4 protein-coding genes are annotated in these 21,595 nt (G+C 56.4%); all 4 read left to right on the top strand.

The genetic code is table 11. The features are described from left to right. Positions 1-4: 4 nt before the first annotated feature. The 4 genes from ACFFK0_RS00305 to ACFFK0_RS00290 all read left to right on the top strand — a co-directional run bounded on the left by ACFFK0_RS00305 (position 5) and on the right by ACFFK0_RS00290 (position 21,546). The gene (locus tag ACFFK0_RS00305; RefSeq protein ID WP_377467467.1) at positions 5-634 is read left to right on the top strand and encodes a CBO0543 family protein; all 630 of its coding nucleotides are present in this window, start codon (positions 5-7) and stop codon (positions 632-634) included. Between the two features lie 132 nt (positions 635-766). Continuing rightward, positions 767-1,870: an SGNH/GDSL hydrolase family protein gene (locus tag ACFFK0_RS00300; protein ID WP_377467465.1), complete on the top strand. Its 1,104-nt coding sequence runs from the start codon at positions 767-769 to the stop codon at positions 1,868-1,870. A gap of 157 nt (positions 1,871-2,027) precedes the next feature. After that, on the top strand, positions 2,028-2,516 hold the full coding sequence (locus ACFFK0_RS00295; RefSeq protein ID WP_377467464.1) for a hypothetical protein: 489 nt from the start codon (positions 2,028-2,030) through the stop codon (positions 2,514-2,516). 496 nt (positions 2,517-3,012) lie between these two features. Continuing rightward, complete coding sequence (locus ACFFK0_RS00290; RefSeq protein ID WP_377467462.1) at positions 3,013-21,546, top strand: non-ribosomal peptide synthase/polyketide synthase; 18,534 nt, start codon at positions 3,013-3,015, stop codon at positions 21,544-21,546. The last annotated feature ends 49 nt before the right edge of the window (positions 21,547-21,595 follow it).

Below are 21,595 nucleotides of genomic sequence, written 5' to 3'. Positions count from 1 at the left end.
GCATATGACAAGAGATCAGGAACAAATGCTGAATCAGATCAAGGAGCACCAGGAAAGCTCCGCATCTTTGTGGCTGCAGTATTGGAGTCAATACACGAACCTAAGTACATGGCAATTTTGGATCAATGTGGCGTTCCTCATTGTTCCGCTGTTTGTCTTATGGAAAGCCATCGACAGAAGGAAAGCCTTCGAGATCGGATTTTATGGATTCAACGTCCATGTTTGGTTCACCTATATCGACTTATTTGGGGCGAGACATGGTTTATGGGAGTACCCGTACAAGATGATGCCATTCATGCCTGTCAACACCGCATTGGATGTTTCCCTAGTACCTATCGTGTATATGTTGATGTATCAGTGGGTTGAAAATCACCGAAAAAATTATTACTTGTACGCTACCGCAGTAAGCTTGTTATTTGCCTTCATACTTAAACCGCTCATTACAAGCTTTGATATGTTTGTCATGTACAAGTGGATGAACTACTTCTATTTGTTTCTCGGATATATGATTATCGCGCTTATATCGAAAGGAATCGTTGAAGTGTTTCGGTACTTGAAGCGCACCTCGGAATCCGAATCGAATCGTTATCGCATTAGCACGTTAAGCCTTAGCTCAAGAAGAAAAGCGAGGTAAGTTGAACAGCGGCAGCCTGGGACTAATCGTCCGAAGCTGCCGCTGTTTACTTCTTGCGGGAAAAGGGAAATGCCCGCCGAGAGTCGAATGATTGTATACATCCTAAGAAGCATTGGCTGGAGGCGAGGGTACATGTCACAAAAAGAGCAGCCGGTACGTTTTCTGCAGCTCGATCCGAATATGCGAATTGTAGAAGGAAGTGAAAGTCCTGCAGCCTGGTATCGGCCGACGGAGGAACCGTTTCACGTGGCGGGCTTTGCCTGGCTGCGTCAGGATGGTCGCTATCGGAGATTGCCGACCGCACCCGCTTGGCCTGTACCGGCGGCGGTAGATGCACTGGCGAATTGCACGGCTGGCGGGCAGATCAGGTTCCGTACCGATTCGGCCTCCTTATCCGTCAAGGTTAAGCTGGCGGGAGCGGCGGATATGTACCACATGCCGGCTACGGGGCAGTGCGGGTTCGATTGCTACATCGGCGATTTCGGAGAACAGCGTTATTTGAGCACGACCCGTTACGATCATCGGCTTAAGATGTATGAAAGTGTTCTCTTCGAAAAATTGGACCGTCAAATGCGGACCGTTACGCTGAATTTCCCATTGTATCAAGCTGTCGAAGAGGTGCTCATCGGGCTTGACAAGGATGCTCAAGCGGCGCCGCCGCCTGCCTACGACACAGATCGGAAGGTCATCTTCTACGGCACCTCGATCACGCAAGGCGGATGCGCTTCCCGTCCGGGCTTGGCGTATCCGAACATATTAAGCCGCCGATTTAACCGTGAATTTCTTAACTTCGGATTCGCCGGCAACGGCAAAGGGGAGCCTGAGCTGGCTCGCATCATTGCGGAAATTCCGGACCCGGAATGTCTGATTCTCGACTATGAAGCGAACTGCGTGTCTACCGAGCTGCTGCAGCAGACGCTACCGGCATTCATAGCCATCTATAGAGAGCGCCATCCGGACACACCGATCCTGGTCATATCCCGAATTACGTATGCCAAAGACCGTTTTCATGCGGAAATGGCTCGGCACAAGGCGGAACGCAAGCAGGTTCAATTGCGCGCCGTTGAACAAAGAAGAGAGCAGGGCGACAATAACATTTACTTCTTTGACGGCTCCGATCTGCTTGGCGAAAGCGCCGATGAATGCACCGTGGACGGCGTACATCCGACGGATCTCGGCTTTATGCGGATGGCGGATGGATTGACGCCGGTTCTGAAGAGGATGCTTAACGGCTAACCGACAACAGCGGTGACCCGACCGCAGGCAGCAACTTCTACGGGGATCAGGTCCTTTACGGATTCGTTCATTACTTTTCATAGGCAAAAAGGAACTTCCAGTTCGTGTTAAATGCTCATACAATCGTTACATACCGTATCGAAAGGGTGTGTGATTGATGAATAAGTATTTAACTGCATTAACAATGAGTTTGATTTTGGCCGCCTCGCTGACGGGACCGATTGCAGGCGCAGCTGCCAACGCCTCCCCGGACACGAAGCTAGTCGCGCCAAGCCAAGCGACGGAACGGCTGTTGGACGTAACGACAATTAACGCTTTAGGTTATTTGCAGTACTATACCGGCACCTCCTTTACTTTCGTCAACAGCTATGGCTCCAAATGGTCGGCCTCCATCTTCGGAACGAAGTTTTATTTCTCGCCGGTGAATGTGACCGAACGGGATCCGCAGAAGGAGCCGCATTTCAGCCGTGAAATCAGCTACTTTGAGCAAATTGCCGATGAAAGCGGTAAACTGCAGTACGTTGAATCAACTGCCACCGTCACCGCTGAAGGCTACTTTAAAACCCGGGATAGTGTCAGCAAAACGCTGGTCACCTATGATCCATTCTACTTCGACGGGACGACCAGCGTCTCGATTGTCAAATAATCCTCGCATACGGCAGTGCAATCGATGTAAGCAGCTTAATGGGGTGTGTCATTAGCCATCAATGTCCCTTAATCTCTTCCTATAAGAGATTAAGGTTTTTTGCGTTATTGCGGCAAATCCCGACAATGCAAGTAAGATCGTGCAAGATGCTGTCATCTAATATACCGCAACTAAATCTTAACTAGACAAACATCGAAGGATGTAATAAATTGGTATGGGAAATTTAAACAATGCTATTAAATAATTGAAAGTGTGGTTATCAACAGTAATATTATATTTCGGGATATTGGGGGGGAGTTTGTAAGGGGATCAAGCGGGAATCCATATCCGAATCGGCATTAATATCGATTAATGACATTAAACATTCGAATTTACCTCTGATGCATGCATTTCTAAAGAAATGCCGCTGATGAATCAGGTATATCGCGATACAATTCGTATCAACAAGGATGCGAAATAAAAATGTTTGAACTTCAACTGAGGAGTGAAGCGCCAAGTGAGCACGAAATCCCGTCAATTATTTCCGTTAACCCATGCACAACAAAGAATCTGGTATACGGAGCTGTTGTACCCGGACACCTCAGCGTGCGTCCTCTCCGGTTCGATTACGCTGCGGGGCCAGTTGAATTTGGATAAGTTGCAGCAAGCGATTCAGTTGACTATACGGCAAAACGATGCATTTCGAGTAAAACTCACCATCGAAAACGGAGAACCCCGGCAATATATCGAACCGTATGCAGAGAAGGAAATTGAATTTTTGGATTTTAGCGGAAATGACGATCGGTCGCAAGCGGAGGCGTGGCTTAAGCTTCATAACGGCAAACCGTTCGAGCCGATCGATTCCGATTTATACGAATTTGTCATTGTCCGGGCAAGTGCAATGGAAATTTGGTGCGTTTTGAAAATGCATCATATCGTGTCCGACGGCATTTCCATGAACCTGATCGGCAATCAAATCATTCACAATTACGTGAGCTTGAATGGAGATATATCGGCCGCAGCGAATGAAAAGCCTTCGTATTTCGATTATTTGCATGTAGAACAGGAATATGAGGGCTCGGACCGTTATCAAAAGGACCGGACGTATTGGCTGGACAAATTTCGGGATTTGCCCGAATTGACAGGACTTAAGCCATACAATCCGTTATCGGTAAGCACGGCTGCCAAGCGCATCAGCGTGACGATGGACGATGCGCTTTACCGAAATGTACAGCGGTTTTGCGAAGCGAACAAGCTCGGCGTGTTTACCTTCTTCTTGGGCTGCTTGTACATTTATTTGTATAAAGTAACGAATGAACGCGAATTGACGGTCGGAACCGTCTACGCCAACCGCACAACGAAAAAAGAAAAAGATATGATCGGGATGTTCGCCAGTACGGTGGCGACGAGGCTCACTGTGGAGCCGGAGCAGGATTTGATCTCGTTCTTGCGGCTCACGGCCAAGGAACAAAGCGCGATTCTGCGGCATCAAAAGTACCCGTATAATCAATTGATCCAAGATTTGAGGGACATGCACAAGGGGCAGGACATTCAGCGTCTGTTCGGCATTGCGATCGAATATCAGCCGATGAGCTGGCTGCATGTTGACAACATCTCCTACCAGACGAGTAACCATTTCTGCGGTCATGAAGTGAATGATTTTGCTATTCATGTGAAAGAGATGTTGGACGAACAGCATATCGAGCTCATTGTCGATTACCGGACGGAGGTTTTCGAGGAATATGAAGTAAACGCCATGATCCAGCGTCTGCTCGCGGTTGCCGGGCATATCGTTTCCCGACCGTCGGATTCGATATCCGAAGTGTCGCTGATCAGTGAAGAAGAAAAACGGCAAATATTGACGGTGTTTAACGAAACCGCATCGGATTATCCGCGCGAGAAGACGATCGCTGAGCTGTTTGAAGCACAGGCGTTGCAAACGCCGGAGCAGACGGCGCTCGTCTTCGAGGGGAGCCGAATGACGTACGAGGAGCTGAACGAACGGGCGAACCGGCTCGCTCGCACGCTGCGCGCGCAAGGCGTGCAGACCGATCAGCCAATCGGGCTTATGGCCGAACGTTCCATGGAGATGGTCGTCGGAGTTTTCGCGATATTGAAAGCCGGCGGAGCCTATGTGCCGATCGACCCGGAATATCCGCAGGAGCGCATCCGTTACATGCTGGACGATTCCGGGACAAGCTTGCTGGTGCTGCAAAGCGGATTGCGGAACCGCGTATCCGTCGAAAGTTACTCCGGCAAAATCGTGGAGCTGGACGATGCGGCGGCTTATGATGAAGACGGCTCCAATCTGGAGCCGGCGGGCGGGCCGGACAGCTTGGCTTATGTGATGTATACGTCGGGGACAACGGGCAGGCCCAAGGGCAATTTGACGACGCACCGGAATATCGTGCGAGTCGTGCGAGTCACGAACTATATTGACATAACCGGGCAGGATCAAGTGCTGCAATTGTCGAGCTATGCCTTCGACGGATCGACGTTCGACATCTTCGGCGCACTGCTGAACGGAGCCCGGCTCGTACTATGCTCCAAGCAAACTTTACTCGACATGGGAGGATTGGCGGCGTTAATCGCTCGGGAACATATTTCGGTCATGTTTATTACGACCGCGCTGTTCAACGTTCTTGTGGATCTGAATATCGACTGCTTACGGCATGTTCGAAAGGTGCTGTTCGGAGGCGAGCGAATTTCCGTCTCACATGCAAGAAGAGCGTTACATGAATTGGGACCCAATAAGCTCATCCATGTGTACGGCCCGACGGAAAGCACAGTGTTCGCAACATTTTACGGCATTAACAAAATTGAAGAGCATGCCGTGAACGTGCCGATAGGAAGACCGATCAGCAACACGTCTGTGTATATTGTCGGTGCCGGCAATCAGCTGCAGCCCGTCGGGGTGGCGGGTGAGCTGTGCGTAGCGGGCGACGGGCTGGCAAGGGGATATTTGAACCGCCCCGAGCTGACCGCGGACAAGTTTGCAGCGAACCCTTTCGCACCGGGCGAGCGGATGTACCGGACGGGAGATCTTGCCAGATGGCTGCCGGACGGCAGTATCGAATATATCGGCCGGATCGACCAGCAGGTCAAAATCCGCGGCTTCCGGATCGAGTTAGGGGAAATCGAAGCGCTGCTGGCGAAGACGGCCGATGTGCGGGAAGCGGTCGTGATCGCCCGCGAGGACGAGGCCGGACAGAAGCACCTCGTCGCGTATTTCGTTGCGGATAAGCCTCTTGCCGTAAGCGATCTTCGCAGCGAGCTGGCGCAAGAGCTGCCGGCTTATATGATTCCAACGCACTTCGTGCAGCTGGAGCAATTGCCGCTGACACCGAACGGTAAAGTGGATCGCAGGGCGCTGCCGGCGCCGGAAGGCGGTATGGTGACGGAAGCCGAATTCGTGGCGCCCCGCACGCCGCTCGAAGTGCAGCTGGCGCGTATATGGCAAGAGGTGCTCGCCGTTCCGAAGGTCGGCGTGAAGGACAATTTCTTTGATCTCGGCGGCCATTCGCTGCGGGCAACGGCTCTTGTGGCCCATATTCATAAAGAGATGAACCGCAGCATTCCGCTAAAGACGGTATTTCAATCGCCTACGATCGAACAGCTCGCGGAAACGATCCTGAGCATGGACTCTTCGGTGTACGCTGCCATTCCGGTCAGCGAAGAACGAAGCTATTATCCGGTCTCTTCCGCACAAAAGCGGTTGTTTATCCTGAATCAGCTCGAAGGCTTTGAAGGTGCGGAGCTCAGTTACAACATGCCGGGTGTCATGACGGTCGAAGGCCCTCTGAACGTAAAGCGTCTGGAGGAAGCATTCCGATCTCTGATCGAGCGCCATGAGTCGCTGCGTACCGGCTTTGAGCTGGAGAACGGAGAGCCGGTGCAGCGGGTATATCAGGATGTAGATTTTGCCGTGGAATTGGTGAAAGCTGCGGGAGAAGACGCCGACGCCATCATAAGCGGGTTCGTGCGCGAGTTCGATCTGCGGAAGCCGCCGCTTCTGCGGGTAGGTCTGATCGAGCTGGAACGGGAACGTCATATGCTGCTGTTCGACATGCATCATATCGTTTCCGACGGCGCCTCCATCGGCATACTGATCGAGGAATTCGTCCGCTTGTATGGAGGAGAAACGCTATCGCCGCTGCGGATTCAGTACAAGGATTATGCGGCATGGCAGCAAGCGGAAGCGCAAAGCGAAAGAGTAAAGACGCAGGAAGCTTACTGGCTTGAGCAATATCGCGGAAGCATTCCGGTACTGGATATGCCGGCGGATTATCCGAGACCGGCGGTACGCAGCTACCGGGGAGACCGCTTGGAATTTGTCATTGACCGTCCGAGAACGGATTCGCTGCGGCAGCTCGCTGCGCAGACCGGCTCCACCTTATACATGGTGCTGCTTGCTGCATTTACGACTCTTCTGCATAAGTACTCCGGCCAGGAGGACATCATCGTCGGCAGCCCGATTGCCGGCAGGCCCCATGCCGACCTCGACGGCATCATCGGCATGTTCGTCAATACGCTGGCGATCCGAAGCTTTCCGGCAGGAGGAAAGACGTTCCAGGATCATCTGCTGGAGATCAAAGACAGCGCATTGAAGGCATATGAGAACCAGGATTATCCATTTGAGGAGCTGGTCGAGAAGCTCGATCTGAAACGGGATGTAAGCCGCCATCCGCTGTTTGACACAGTGTTCGTGCTGCAAAATGCGGAGCAGGGGGAGCTGGCCATCGACGGGCTGCGGTTTAAGCCGTATCCTGTCAAGCATCACATTGCGAAGTTCGACCTAACCTTTCATGCTTCGGAGGAAGCGGAACGGATCGCCTGCCATTTCGAATATGCGACATCGCTGTATACGCCGGAAACGATGAAACGGATGGCGAATCATTTGCTCCGATTGATCGATGCGATGGCGGAAAGCCCGCAGATGACGCTATCGTCTGCGGATATCGTGACACCTCAAGAAATGCGGGAGATTTTGGAGCAATTTAACGATACGGATGCGGATTATCCACGGGAAAAGACGATCCATCAGCTGTTCGAGGAGCAGGCGGAGCGCACGCCGGATCATGCGGCCGTCGAGTATGAAGGTCGCGTGTTGACTTACCGGGAGCTGAACGAGCGGGCGAACCGGCTGGCGAGCACGTTGCGTGCGGAGGGCGTGCAGTCCGATCAGCTTGTCGGGATTATGGCGGAGCGTTCGATCGAGATGGTCGTCGGCATTCTCGCGATCTTGAAAGCGGGCGGCGCTTATGTGCCGGTCGACCCGGAATATCCGCAGGAACGCATCCGTTTCATGCTGGACGATTCGGGGGCGCAGCTGCTGCTGGTGCAAGGACATTTGCGGGACAGCGTAACGTTTGCCGGTACAGTGATCGAGCTGGACAACGAGGCTTCGTACAGCGGGGAAGCTGCTTTGAATCTCGTCCCGGCGAGCGGACCGCACCATCTGGCTTATGTAATCTATACGTCGGGAACGACCGGTAAGCCGAAAGGCACGCTGATCGAGCATAAAAACGTCGTCCGGCTGCTGTTCAATAGCAAAAGCTTGTTCGATTTCGATGCTTCCGATACGTGGACACTGTTTCATTCGTTCTGCTTCGATTTCTCGGTATGGGAAATGTACGGCGCGCTGCTGTACGGAGGCAAGCTCGTCATCGTCCCGTCGCTAACGGCGAAAAGTCCGAAGCAGTTCCTGCAGCTGCTGCATGAGCGCCGGGTGACGATATTGAATCAGACGCCAACATATTTCTACCAGCTGCTGCAGGAAGCGTTGTCCAAAGGTGAAGCTGGCCGGTTGAGCTTGCGGAAGGTCATTTTCGGCGGCGAGGCGTTAAGCCCGTATTTGTTGAAGGACTGGAAGGCGGCTTATCCGGATGTCCAATTGATCAATATGTACGGGATCACGGAAACGACGGTTCATGTCACGTACAAAGAAATTACGTCAGTTGAGATCGAGCAGGCCAAGAGCAATATCGGAAAACCGATCCCGACACTGCGAACGTACATTTTGGACGAACATCGGCGACCTGTGCCTGTCGGCGTGGCGGGCGAGTTGTATGTAGCGGGCGACGGACTGGCGAGAGGCTATTTGAACCGTCCCGATTTGACCGCAGAGAAGTTTGTGGATCATCCGTTCGTACCCGGCGAGCGGCTGTACAGGGCAGGGGACCTTGCAAGATGGCTGCCGGACGGCAGCATGGAATATTTGGGCCGGATCGACCACCAGGTGAAAATCCGCGGCTACCGGATCGAGCTGGGCGAGGTCGAGGCGCAGCTGGCGAAGGCGGCGTCCGTCCAAGAAGCGGTCGTCGTCGCCCGCGACGACGAGGCCGGGCACAAGCAGCTCGTCGCCTATTTCGTGGCGGACAAGCCGCTTACCGTAAATGAGCTGCGCAGTGCGCTGTCACAGGAGATGCCAGCCTACATGATCCCGTCCTACTTCGTGCAGCTGGAGCGCATGCCGCTTACTTCGAACGGCAAGGTGGACCGCAAGGCACTGCCCGCACCTCAAGGCGGCGTTCAAACAGGCGCGGACTACGTGGCGCCCCGTACGCCTGTGGAAACGCTGCTGGTCCGCATCTGGCAGGAAGTGCTCGGCGTGCAGACGATCGGCGTGAAGGACAATTTCTTTGACCTGGGCGGCCATTCGCTGCGGGCTACAGCCCTTGTGGCTCAAATTCATAAAGAACTGAACCGGAACGTGCCGCTGAAGACGATTTTTCAATTGCCGACGATTGAACAGCTCGCGGGCGAAATCTCGGGAATGGAGGCTTCCGCTTACGCAGCCATTCCGGTCACAGAAGATAGAAGCTACTACCCGGTCTCCTCTGCACAGAAGCGGTTATTTATTTTGAATCAGCTCGAAGGCTTCGACGGAGCGGAGCTCAGCTATAACATGCCGGGCGTCATGACGATCGAAGGTCCGCTTGACCCGGGTCGTCTGGAAGGGGCGTTCCGCCGGCTGATCGAGCGACACGAATCGCTGCGCACCAGCTTTGCGCTCGAGAACGGGGAGCCGGTGCAGCGGATTCACCGGGATGTGGATTTTGCTGTAGAAGTGATGCAGGCAGCGGAAGAAGAAGTCGACGCCGCCGTTCGCGGATTCGTACGCGAGTTCGACTTGCGGATGCCGCCTCTCCTCCGGGTAGGGCTGATTCGGCTTGAGCGGGAACGCCATCTGCTGCTGTTCGACATGCATCATATCGTGTCTGACGGCGCCTCCATAGGCATTCTTATCGAGGAATTCGTCCGGCTGTACAAGGGAGAATCACTAGCACCGCTTCGGATCCAGTACAAGGATTATGCGGCTTGGCAGCAGACGGAAGCGCACAGCGAGCGCTTGATGCGGCAGGAGGCTTACTGGCTTGGGCAGTATCGCGGAGACATTCCGGCTCTGGATATGCCGACCGATTACGCGAGACCGGCGGTATGGAGCTACCGGGGGAACCGCTTGGAATTTGTCATCGACGAAGCGAGGTCTGCGGCGCTGCGGCGGCTCGCTGCGCAAACCGGTTCGACCTTGTATATGGTTTTGCTTTCTGTGTACACAACGCTGCTGCACAAATATACGGGTCAGGAAGATATTATCGTCGGCAGTCCGATCGCGGGCAGACCGCATGCCGACCTGAGCGGCATCATCGGCATGTTCGTGAATACGCTGGCGATTCGCAGCTATCCGGCTGCGGAGAAGTCGTTCCTGGATTATTTGCAGGAGGTTCAGCAGCGTGCTTTACAGGCGTTCGAGAATCAAGACTATCCGTTCGAAGAACTGGTCGAGAAGCTCGATCTGAAGCGGGATTTAAGCCGTAATCCGCTGTTCGACACGATGTTCGTGCTGCAGAATGCGGAGCAAGGGGAGCTGGCGATTGAAGGCTTGAAGCTGGGGCGAAGAAGCACCGGGGAATTTCACGTGTCGAAGTACGATCTGACTCTCAGCGCTGAGGAGCAAGCGGAACAAATTGTGTGCCAGCTCGAATATGCAGCTTCATTGTTCAAGCCGGAAACCGTCAGGCGGATGGCGAGCCACTTGCTGCGGTTGATCGATGCGATCGTCAACGATCCGCAAAGCACACTTTCGTCCTTAAATATGGTGACCGCTGATGAGCGGCTGCAGATTTTGGAGCAGTTTAACGATACTTACGCGGAATTTTCCCGTGACAAGACGATTTATCAGCTGTTCGAGGAACAGGCGGAGCGCACGCCGGAGCAGACGGCGGTCGTCTTCGCTGGGCGCGGGCTGACCTACCGCGAGCTGAACGAGCGGGCGAACCGGCTGGCGCGCACGCTGCGCGCGGAAGGCGTACGTGCCGAGCGCATTGCGGGCATCATGGCGGAGCGCTCGCTGGAGATGATCGTCGGCCTGCTCGCGATTATGAAAGCAGGCGGAGCTTACGTGCCGATCGATCCGGAATATCCGCAGGAGCGCATCCGCTATATGCTGGACGATTCGGGCGCAGAGCTGCTGCTCCTGCAGGGCGGCTTGCGGGAACGCGTCAGCTTCGCGGGGAGTATCATCGAGCTGGACGATCCGGCGGCTTATGATAGCGACGGCTCGAATTTGGAGCTTGAAGCCGGGCCGAACGACTTGGCCTATGTCATCTACACATCGGGAACGACTGGCAGGCCGAAAGGCGTGATGATCGAGCATCGCAGCATCGCCAACACGATAACGTGGAAGGCCGATGCATACCGCTACTCACACGACGATCGCGCGCTGATGCTGACACCGTTCGTGTTCGATCCGTTCCTTACGCATCTGTTCGGTCCGCTCGTATCGGGGGCGGCGGTCCATCTCCTGAACGATGAGGAGAGCAAGGATGCGCCCGCGATCCGCAAGGCGTTGGCCGATAGCGGCATCACGCATCTGCAAAGCTCTCCGAGCTTCCTGATGACGCTGCTCGAGCATATGGACACTCATGATGTGCAATCGCTGAAAAATGTCGTCGTCGGCGGGGAAAAGTTATCCTCGGCGCTCGTTCAGAAGCTGAAAACGATGCATCCGGCTGTTGAGATTTGCAACGAATACGGCCCGACCGAAAACAGCGTCGTCTCCACTTCGCTGCGGATCGATCATGCGGATCAGCCGCTTTCCATCGGTAAACCGATTGCGAACAATCGTGTCTATATCGTGGGCGGTAACAATCAGCTGCAGCCGGTCGGCGTACCGGGCGAGCTGTGCCTTGCCGGCGCAGGTCTTGCAAGAGGGTACTTGAATATGCCGGAGCTGACCGCGGAGAAGTTCACGGCGAGCCCGTTTGCGCCGGGCGAGCGGATGTACCGGACGGGCGATCTGGCCAGATGGCTGCCGGACGGCAGCATCGAATATTTGGGCAGAATCGACGATCAGGTGAAAATCCGCGGCTTCCGGATCGAGCTCGGCGAAGTCGAAGCGCAGCTTCTGAGAACGGCTTCCGTTCAAGAAGCGGTAGTGACCGTACGGGAAAGTGACGAAGGCCAAAAGCAGCTGTGTGCGTATTTTGTAGCGGATAAGCCGCTCGCCGTGGGCGAGCTGCGAAGCGCGCTGGCGCAGGAGCTGCCTGCGTACATGATTCCGTCGTACTTCGTACAGCTGGAGCGGATGCCGCTGACTCCGAACGGCAAGATCGACCGCAAGGCACTGCCGGCACCGGAAGGAAGCGTGCAGACAGGTACGGCATACGTCGCGCCACGGACACCGCTTGAAGCGGAGCTCGTGCAGCTATGGCAGGAGGTGCTCGGGCTTCCGGGCATCGGGGTGAAGGACAACTTCTTTGACCTTGGCGGGCACTCCTTGCGGGCAACTACACTTATAGCCAAAATACACAAACAACTGGACATCCATGTGCCGCTGCGGGAAGTGTTCCGGGCACCGACCGTCGAGCAGCTGTCGGAGGTCATATCCGGTATGAAGCAAACGGCGTACGCCGCCATTCCGGTCACAGAAGAACGTGCAAGCTACCCGGTGTCATCCGCCCAAAAGCGGCTGTATATATTGAACCAGCTCGAAGGCGCGGAGCTCAGCTACAACATGCCCGGTGCCATGCAGGTTGAAGGCCCGCTCGACCGGGACCGGCTTGCGGCTGCGTTCCGAAAGCTCATCGCACGCCACGAGACGCTGCGGACCGGCTTTGAGCTGGCGAACGGGGAACCGGTGCAGCGGGTGCAGCAGGAAGTCGATTTTGCCGTGGAATATTGGACTGTAGAACGATCAGAGACGGTAGAGGAGCATATCCGCAGCATGATGCGGGACTTTGTGCGCCCCTTCGATCTGCAAAGGCCGCCACTCCTGCGCGCAGGGCTGATCCGTTTGGAACAGGAGCGGCATCTGCTTCTGTTCGATATGCACCATATCATCTCCGACGGCGCATCGATGAACATATTCATGAAAGAATTTGTACAGCTATACAACGGAGAAGAGCTCTCCCCGCTGAGAGTTCAATACAAGGATTATGCGGCGTGGCAGCAGAAGGAGCTGCACAGCCCGCGAATGAGCCGTCAGGAAGCGTACTGGCTGGATGTGTTCGGCGGGGACATTCCGGTATTGGACATGCCGACCGATTACTCGAGACCGGCCGTGCGCACCTTCCGGGGCGATACGTTCGAAGCCGCCGTCGATCGGACAAGACTGGAACGGCTGCGGCAGCTCGCTTCGCAGACCGGCACGACCTTGTACATGGTTTTGCTGGCAGCTTATACGGCGCTGCTGCACAAATACACGGGACAGGAAGACATCGTTGTCGGCACCCCGATCGCGGGACGGACGCATGCGGACCTCGAACCGATGATCGGCATGTTCGTCGGCACCTTGGCGATCCGCAGCTGCCCCGAGGGCGAGAAGACGTTCCGCGACCACGTGCTGGAAATCAAGGAGCTGGCGCTCAAAGCGTACGAAAATCAGGAATATCCGTTCGAGGACTTGGTTGACCGGCTGGATCTGAACCGGGATATGAGCCGCAACCCGCTGTTTGACACGATGTTTGTGTTGCAGAGCGGCGGGGTCAAAGAGCTGAGTATCGAGGGTTTGACGTTTACGCCGAACGCCGGCGAGCATCGGATGGCGAAGTTTGACCTGACGTTCAACTTGTTTGAGGAAGCGGACAAGCTCATTTGCAGCATCGAATACGCGACGGCCCTCTATAAGCGGGAAACAGTTGAGCGGATGGCGATGCATTTCCTTAGGCTGATCGATGCTGTAACGCTAAATATGGAAGCGAAGCTTTCATCCATCGAGATCGTTTCGGATCAAGAAAAACTTCAACTTATGGAGCAGTTTAACGATACTTACGCGGCATATCCCCGTGGCAAGACGATCCATCGGCTGTTCGAGGAGCAGGCGGAACGCACGCCGGAGCAGGCGGCGGTCATCTTCGCAGAACGCAGTTTGACTTACCGCGAGCTGAACGAGCAGGCGAACCGGCTGGCGCGCACGCTGCGCGGGCAAGGCGTACAGGCGGAGCGGATCGTGGGCATCATGGCGGAGCGCTCGCTGGAGATGATCGTCGGCCTGCTCGCGATTATGAAGGCAGGCGGAGCTTACGTGCCGATCGACCCGGAATATCCGCAGGAGCGCATCCGCTTCATGCTGGACGATTCGGGCGCACAGCTGCTGCTTCTGCAGGCCGGCTTGCAGGATCGCGTCAGCTTTGCGGGCAGCATCGTCGAGCTGGGCGATCCGGCGGCTTATGATAGGGACGGCTCGAATCTGGGGCTTGAAGCCGGGCCGAACGACTTGGCCTATGTCATCTATACGTCGGGAACGACAGGCAGGCCGAAAGGCGTGATGATCGAGCATCGCAGCATCGCCAACACGATTGGCTGGAAAGCCGATGCATACCGCTTCACCCGGAACGATCGTGCGCTGATGCTGACACCGTTTGTGTTCGATCCGTTCTTGACGCATCTGTTCGGACCGCTCGTATCGGGGGCAACGGTATATCTCTTGAGCGACGAGGACAGCAAGGAGCCTTCCGCGATCCGCCATGCTATAGCCGAAAGTGGCATTACCCATCTGCAGAGCTCGCCAAGCTTCTTGATGACGCTGCTCGAGCATATGAACAGTCATGATGTGCGGTCGCTGAAAAATGTCGTCGTCGGCGGGGAAAAGCTCACCTCCTTGCTCGTACAGAAGCTGAAAGCGATGCATCCGGCTGTTGAAATCTGCAACGAATACGGCCCGACCGAAAACAGCGTCGTCTCGACATCGCTGCGGATCGATCATGCGGATCAGCCGCTTTCGATCGGCAAGCCCATCGCCAACAACCGGGTCTATATCGTGGGTGCTCACAATCAGCTGCAGCCGGTCGGCGTACCGGGCGAGCTGTGCCTCGCCGGCGCCGGTCTCGCAAGAGGATACTTGAATATGCCGGAGCTGACCGCGGAGAAGTTCACGGCGAGCCCGTTTGCGCCGGGCGAGCGGATGTACCGGACTGGCGATCTGGCCAGATGGCTGCCGGACGGCAGCATCGAATATTTGGGCAGAATAGACGATCAGGTGAAAATCCGCGGCTTCCGGATCGAGCTCGGCGAAGTCGAAGCGCACCTTCTGAAAGCGGCGTCCGTTCAAGAAGCGGTAGTGACCGTACGGGAAAGCGGCGATGGCCAAAAACAGCTGTGTGCGTATTTTGTAGCGGATAAGCCGCTTGCCGTGGGCGAGCTGCGAAGCGCGCTGGCGCAGGAGCTGCCTGCGTACATGATTCCGTCGTTCTTCGTACAGCTGGAGCGGATGCCGCTGACTCCGAACGGCAAGATCGACCGCAAGGCGCTGCCGGCTCCGGACGAAAGCGTGCAAACCGGAGCGGAATACGTTGCGCCACGGTCTCCGGTGGAGCGGACGATCATTGAAGTATGGCAGAAAGTACTCGGAACCGGGCGTCCGATCGGCGTGCTCGACAATTTCTTCGAGCTTGGCGGCGACTCGATCAAAGCGATTCAAGTGTCGGCCAGACTGCATCAGGCTGGTTACAAGCTGGAGATCAAGAACTTGTTCAAATATCCGACTGTGGCGGAACTAAACCCCTATGTCCAGCCGTCAGGCAGGCGTGCGGACCAAGGGGAAGTGCAAGGAGAGATGCCCCTGACGCCGATTCAGCGCTGGTTCTTCGGACTGGCGTACGATGAACCGCACCATTTTAATCAGGCGGTTATGCTGTACAGGGAGGAAGGCTTCGAGGAAACGGCGCTTCGTCAAGCCGTGCGGAAGCTCGCCGAGCACCATGATGCGCTTCGCCTCGTATTCCGCAGGACCGAAAGCGGGTATGCGGCGTATAACCGGGGCATTTCGGAAGGTGAGCTCTACAGTCTCGATGTGATGGATTTCCGCGAGAAGGCCGGCTGCTCCCGGGATATCGCTGACAACGTGAGCAGGCTGCAGCGCGGCATCCACCTGCAGACAGGGCCTTTGCTGAAGCTCGGACTGTTCCGCTGCGCAGACGGAGATCATCTGCTGATCGTCGTCCATCATTTGGCGGTGGACGGGGTATCGTGGCGAATCTTGTTCGAGGACTTGGCGTCGGGCTATGAGCAGGCGGTGCGCGGCCAGGTCATTCGTCTTCCGGATAAAACGGATTCGTTCCGCATGTGGGCGGAGCGGCTTGCCGCCTATGCCGGCAGCACGGCCATGGAGAGTGAACGCGCTTACTGGGAGCGGATCGCGCAAGCCGGATCCAAGCCGCTGACACGCGATTTCGCACAGGAGCGCGCGGTGATGGGAGACAGCGAAACCGTTACGATAAGATGGACGCGGGATGAGACCGAGCGGCTGCTCAAACAGGCGCACCGGGCGTACGGTACGGATATGAACGACCTGCTGCTGACGGCGCTCGGGATGGCGGTTCACGAATGGACCGGCATGGAGCAAATCGCTGTAGAGCTGGAAGGGCATGGCAGGGAGTCCGTCGTCCCGGATATCGACATCACGCGTACCGTCGGATGGTTTACCAGCCAGTACCCTGTCGTATTGGACATGAAGGCGGGGCAGGAGGTCGCGCAGCGGATCAAGAGTGTGAAGGAAAGCTTGCGCCAAATTCCGAACAAAGGGATCGGCTGCGGCATTCTGAAATATATGACTTCGAATATGGAAGGCGGCGCATTCCGGGAGCATGCGTATACACCGGAAATCAGCTTCAACTATTTAGGACAGTTCGATCAGGATTTGCAAAACAACGCCTTGCAAATATCCCCGTATTCGAGTGGTCAGACTATCGGCGAGAGCATGCCAAGAACACATTCGCTCGATGTGAACGGCATGATCGCGGGCGGCGAATTGTCGCTGACGCTCGTCTACAGCGGCAAGATGTACCGGAAGGAAACGATGGAAGGGCTGGCCGGCATGTTCAGAGCGAGCCTGCGGGACGTGATCACGCATTGTATCGCCAAAGAACGGCCGGAGCTGACGCCGAGCGATGTGTTATATAAAGGCCTGACCATCGAGGAGCTGGACCGGCTCCAGGCGCAAACCGCACACATCGGCGAGATCGAGAACGTATATTTGCTGACGCCGATGCAAAAAGGGATGCTGTTCCACAGCTTGATGGATGCGGGATCGGGAGTGTACTTTGAGCAGGCTACGTTTACCGTTCATGGTAGCTTGGATGAGGAAGCGTTCGGGAAAAGCCTTGAAGCGTTAACGCAGCGGCATGCCGTGCTGCGGACGAATTTCTACAGCGGCTGGAAGGAAGAGCCGATGCAGGTCGTATTCCGCAGCAAGCGGCCGGGATACCGTTACGAAGACATTCGCGGAATCGAAGAGGAACGGCGCGAATCGTACCTCGATGCCTTGAAGCAGGAAGACAAAGCGCGGGGCTTTGATCTCGCCGAAGATGCGCTGATCCGCGTATCGATCGTGCGTACCGGCGACGAGACGTACCGCTTCCTGTGGAGCTTCCATCATATTTTGATGGACGGCTGGTGCGTGTCCCTTGTCACGAAAGAAGTGTTCGACGTTTACTTTGCGATGGTGAAGCACCAGCAGCCGATGCTGGGCGAAGCTTATCCGTATAGCCAATACATCGAATGGCTGGAGCGTCAGGACCGTGAAGCGGCGTCGGCATACTGGAGCGATTACTTGGCCGAGTACGAGCATCAGACGGCGCTGCCGCAGGCGAAAGCTGCGGATAAGACGGCGGGATACGCTCCTGAGAAGCTGGTGTTCTCCTTCGGCCGGGAGCTGACCGAAGCGATCGATCAGACGGCGAAGCGGGAGCAGGTGACGGTCAACAGCTTGCTGCAAACGGCCTGGGGCATCGTGCTGCAGCGGTATAACGGCACGCAGGATGCCGTGTTCGGCAGCGTCGTTTCGGGAAGGCCGGCGGAAATTCCCGGCATCGAAACGATGATCGGCTTGTTCATTAACACGATTCCGGTGCGCGTGCGCTGCGAGGCGGAAGAACCGTTCGCGGCAGCGATGCGCCGGGTGCAGGAGCAGGCACTCGCTTCCCAAACGTACGATACGTATCCGCTGTATGAAATCCAGGCGCATAGCGAACGAAAGCAAGATTTGATCAGCCATATTATGGTGTTCGAAAACTACCCGGTGGAGCAGCGGATGGAACAGCTCGGCAGCGGCGAACCGGCGGGGTTGGCGATCGCAGACGTGGAAATGGTCGAGCAAACGAACTACGACTTGAATGTGATCGTCATTCCCGGCGACGAGATCGGCATTCGTCTGGAATACAATGCATCCGTGTATGATCGGAGCATCATGGAGCGGATCAAAGGGCACCTCATACGAGTGTTGGGGCAGATCGCGAGCAAACCGGACATCCGCGTCAGCGAGCTGGAGCTGCTGTCAGCGGAAGAGCGCGAGCAAATAACGATGCAGTTCAACGCAACTGCGGCGGACTATCCGCGGGATAAGACGATCCACCAGCTGTTCGAAGAGCAGGCGGAGCGTACGCCGGAGCAGGTCGCCGTCAAGTACGAGGACAGCCGCCTGACGTACCGGGAGCTGAACGAGCTGGCAAACCGGCTCGCCCGCTCGCTGCGCAGCGCGGGCGTGGAAGCCGACCAGCCGGTCGCGCTGATGGCCGAGCGTTCGCTGGAAATGATCGTCGGCATTTATGCGATCTTGAAGGCCGGCGGCGCCTATGTACCGATCGACCCGCAGCTCCCGACGGAACGTATCCGCTTCATGCTCGAAGATTCGGGAGCGAAGCTGCTGCTGCATCAAGAGCGGCTGTGGAGGGACGCCTCCTTCGTCGACATGGTCGCCGATCGCTCGTTGAGCGGTTTGACGCTCATCGATCTGAACGATGCAGCGGCGTACGACGAAGACGGCTCCAATCTGACGCCGGTGAGCGGACCGGAGCATATGGCCTATGTGATTTACACATCAGGCTCGACCGGCAGGCCGAAGGGCGTCATGGTAGAGCATCGGCCTGTTGTGAACCGGCTGCTGTGGATGCAGTCCGTTTACCCGATCGACACCGGAGACACAATCCTGCAGAAGACGGCGATCACGTTTGACGTTTCCGTATGGGAGCTGTTCTGGTGGTCGTGGACGGGGGCGAGCGTTTGCTTGCTGGCGCCGGGCGGGGAGAAAAACCCCGAGACGATTCTTCACACGATCGAACGGCACTCCGTCACGACGATGCACTTCGTGCCGTCGATGCTGAGCGCCTTCCTGGAGTATGTCGAGCGGCAGCCTCGTGAAGCGCTCCATACGAAGCTGTCTTCGTTAAAACAGGTGTTTACGAGCGGGGAGGCGCTGGCGCCTTCGCACGTGAGCCGATTCGCAGAGTGGATTGCGCCGGCAGGCGGGGCGAAGCTCATCAATCTGTACGGGCCTACGGAAGCGACGGTCGACGTCTCGTACTATGAGTGTGAGGCGGAACGAGACTACGCTTCAGTGCCGATCGGCAAGCCGATCTCGAATATTCAGCTGTTCATCGTGAGCCTCGGATCGACAGCGCTGCAGCCGGTCGGTGTGCCGGGTGAGCTGTGCATCGCGGGCGACGGACTGGCGAGAGGCTACTTGAACCGGCCGGATCTAACCGCGGAGAAATTCGTAGACTGTCCGTTCGCATTAGGCGGGCGCATGTACCGGACGGGAGATCTCGCCAAATGGCTGCCCGACGGCACTATTGCATATTTGGGGCGGATCGACCATCAGGTGAAAATCCGCGGCTACCGCATCGAGCTGGGCGAGGTGGAAGCGCAGCTGCTGAAAGCGGCGTCCGTGCAAGAAGCTGCGGTAATCGCCCGGGAGGACGACGCCGGACAGAAGCAGCTTTGCGCCTACTACGTGGCGGATAAGCCGCTTGCCGCCGGGGAACTGCGAATGGCCCTGGCGGCGACGCTGCCGGCTTACATGGTTCCGTCCTACTTCGTACAAGTGGAGCGGATGCCGCTTACGCACAGCGGGAAGCTCGACCGCAAGGCGCTGCCGGCTCCGGAAGGCAGCGTGCAAACCGGGGCCGATCATACCGCCCCACGGACGCCGGTCGAAGCTCAGCTGGTGCAAGTATGGAAGCAGGTTCTGAAGCTGGAGCAGGTCGGCGTGAAGGACAACTTCTTCGACCTCGGGGGGCATTCGCTCAGAGCCACGACGATGGCGGCGCAAATTCATCAGGTTATGGGCATTCAAGTACCGCTGCGGGACATTTTCGAAGCCCCGACGATCGAGCAGCTGGCGCGAGTGATCGCGGCCTTGAAGCAAACCACCTACGCCTCAATCCCGGTGGCGGAAGAGCGGGACTACTACCCGGTATCTTCGGCGCAAAAGCGGCTGTATCTGCTCAGTCACTTGGAGGGCGGAGAGCTCAGCTACAATATGCCGAATGTCATGACGATCGAAGGACCGCTGGACCGCGTTCGTCTGGAGGAAGCGTTCCGCAAGCTGATCGAGCGCCATGAGACGCTGCGGACCGGATTCGAAACCGTGAACGGCGAGCCTGTGCAGCGGGTGCACCCGCATGCAGATTTTGCGGTAGAGTTGGAGCAGACGAAGGAGCGGGTGCCGGCAACGGCTGCGGAGCAGACGGAAGGGACGGGCCATGACGAGGCCGACTCGTATCTGCGCGAATTTATGCGCCCGTTCGATTTGGAGAAGCCTCCGCTGCTGCGGGTCAAGCTGGTTGAGCTGGCGCCCGACCGCCACATGCTGCTATTCGATATGCATCATATCATCTCCGACGGTGTATCGATGGGCATATTGGTGCACGAATTCGTCCAGCTGTACGGCGGCGAACAGCTTGCACCGCTGCGCATTCAATACAAAGATTATGCCGTTTGGCAGCAGCGGCTGACCGAAAGCGAGCGTTACCGGGAGATGGAACAGTATTGGCTGGAATCGTTTGAAGGGCCGCTGCCTGTGCTGGACATGCCGACCGATTATCCGAGACCGGCCTTGCAAAGCTTCGAGGGAGGCCATAGCGAGTTTAAGATCGATACCGAACTGACGGGAGCGTTGAAGCGGCTTTCCGATGAACATGGATGCACGCTGTTCATGGTACTGCTCGCCGCCTACACGGTGCTGCTGTCTCATTACAGCGGGCAGGAAGATATTATTGTAGGAACTCCGATCGCAGGCCGGGCGTCGAGCGATGTGCAGCCGATCATCGGCATGTTTATCAACACGCTGGCGCTGCGGAATTACCCGGCAGAGGAGAAGACGTTCCGAGATTTCCTCCTGGAAGTCAAAGACAATGCTCTGCAAGCGTACGAAAATCAAGAGTATCCGTTCGAGCAGCTGGTAGAGCAGCTGAACGTGGCGCGGGACCCGAGCCGCAATCCGCTCTTCGACACGATGTTCGTGCTGCAAAACGCCGAGCGGCAGGAGCTGCAGATCGAATCGCTTCAGTTTATTCGTCACTTCCGGGAAAGCGGCGTATCCAAGCTGGATTTGACGCTGACCGCGGCGGAGCTGGACGATGAACTCATCTGCACCGTCACCTACGCGGCTAAGCTGTTTAAGAAGACGACGATTGAGAAGCTGTCCTGCGACTATGTTGCGATTTTGTCGGCGCTCGTGAAGAGTCCGCACCTGCCGCTCGGCGAGCTCGAGTACGGGGATAATCGCCTGGCCGGTGCGGTGCTCGCCGCATCGAACGAATTTGCGTTTTAGCTGAACGAGGATTCGGGAGTGTGCTGCAGCGTTCGTCTCCAGCACACTC

It is taken from the genome of Paenibacillus chartarius (assembly GCF_042432825.1).
Taxonomy (GTDB): domain Bacteria; phylum Bacillota; class Bacilli; order Paenibacillales; family NBRC-103111; genus Gordoniibacillus; species Gordoniibacillus chartarius.
This window is presented reverse-complemented; position numbering and strand designations above follow the sequence as displayed.

What these genes read in the sequence shown, in the direction of transcription:
- ACFFK0_RS00300 (WP_377467465.1), top strand. Translation starts at nt 767, where the DNA reads ATGTCACAAAAAGAGCAGCCGGTACGTTTTCTGCAGCTCGATCCGAAT.
- ACFFK0_RS00295 (WP_377467464.1), top strand. Translation starts at nt 2,028, where the DNA reads ATGAATAAGTATTTAACTGCATTAACAATGAGTTTGATTTTGGCCGCC.
- ACFFK0_RS00305 (WP_377467467.1), top strand. Translation starts at nt 5, where the DNA reads ATGACAAGAGATCAGGAACAAATGCTGAATCAGATCAAGGAGCACCAG.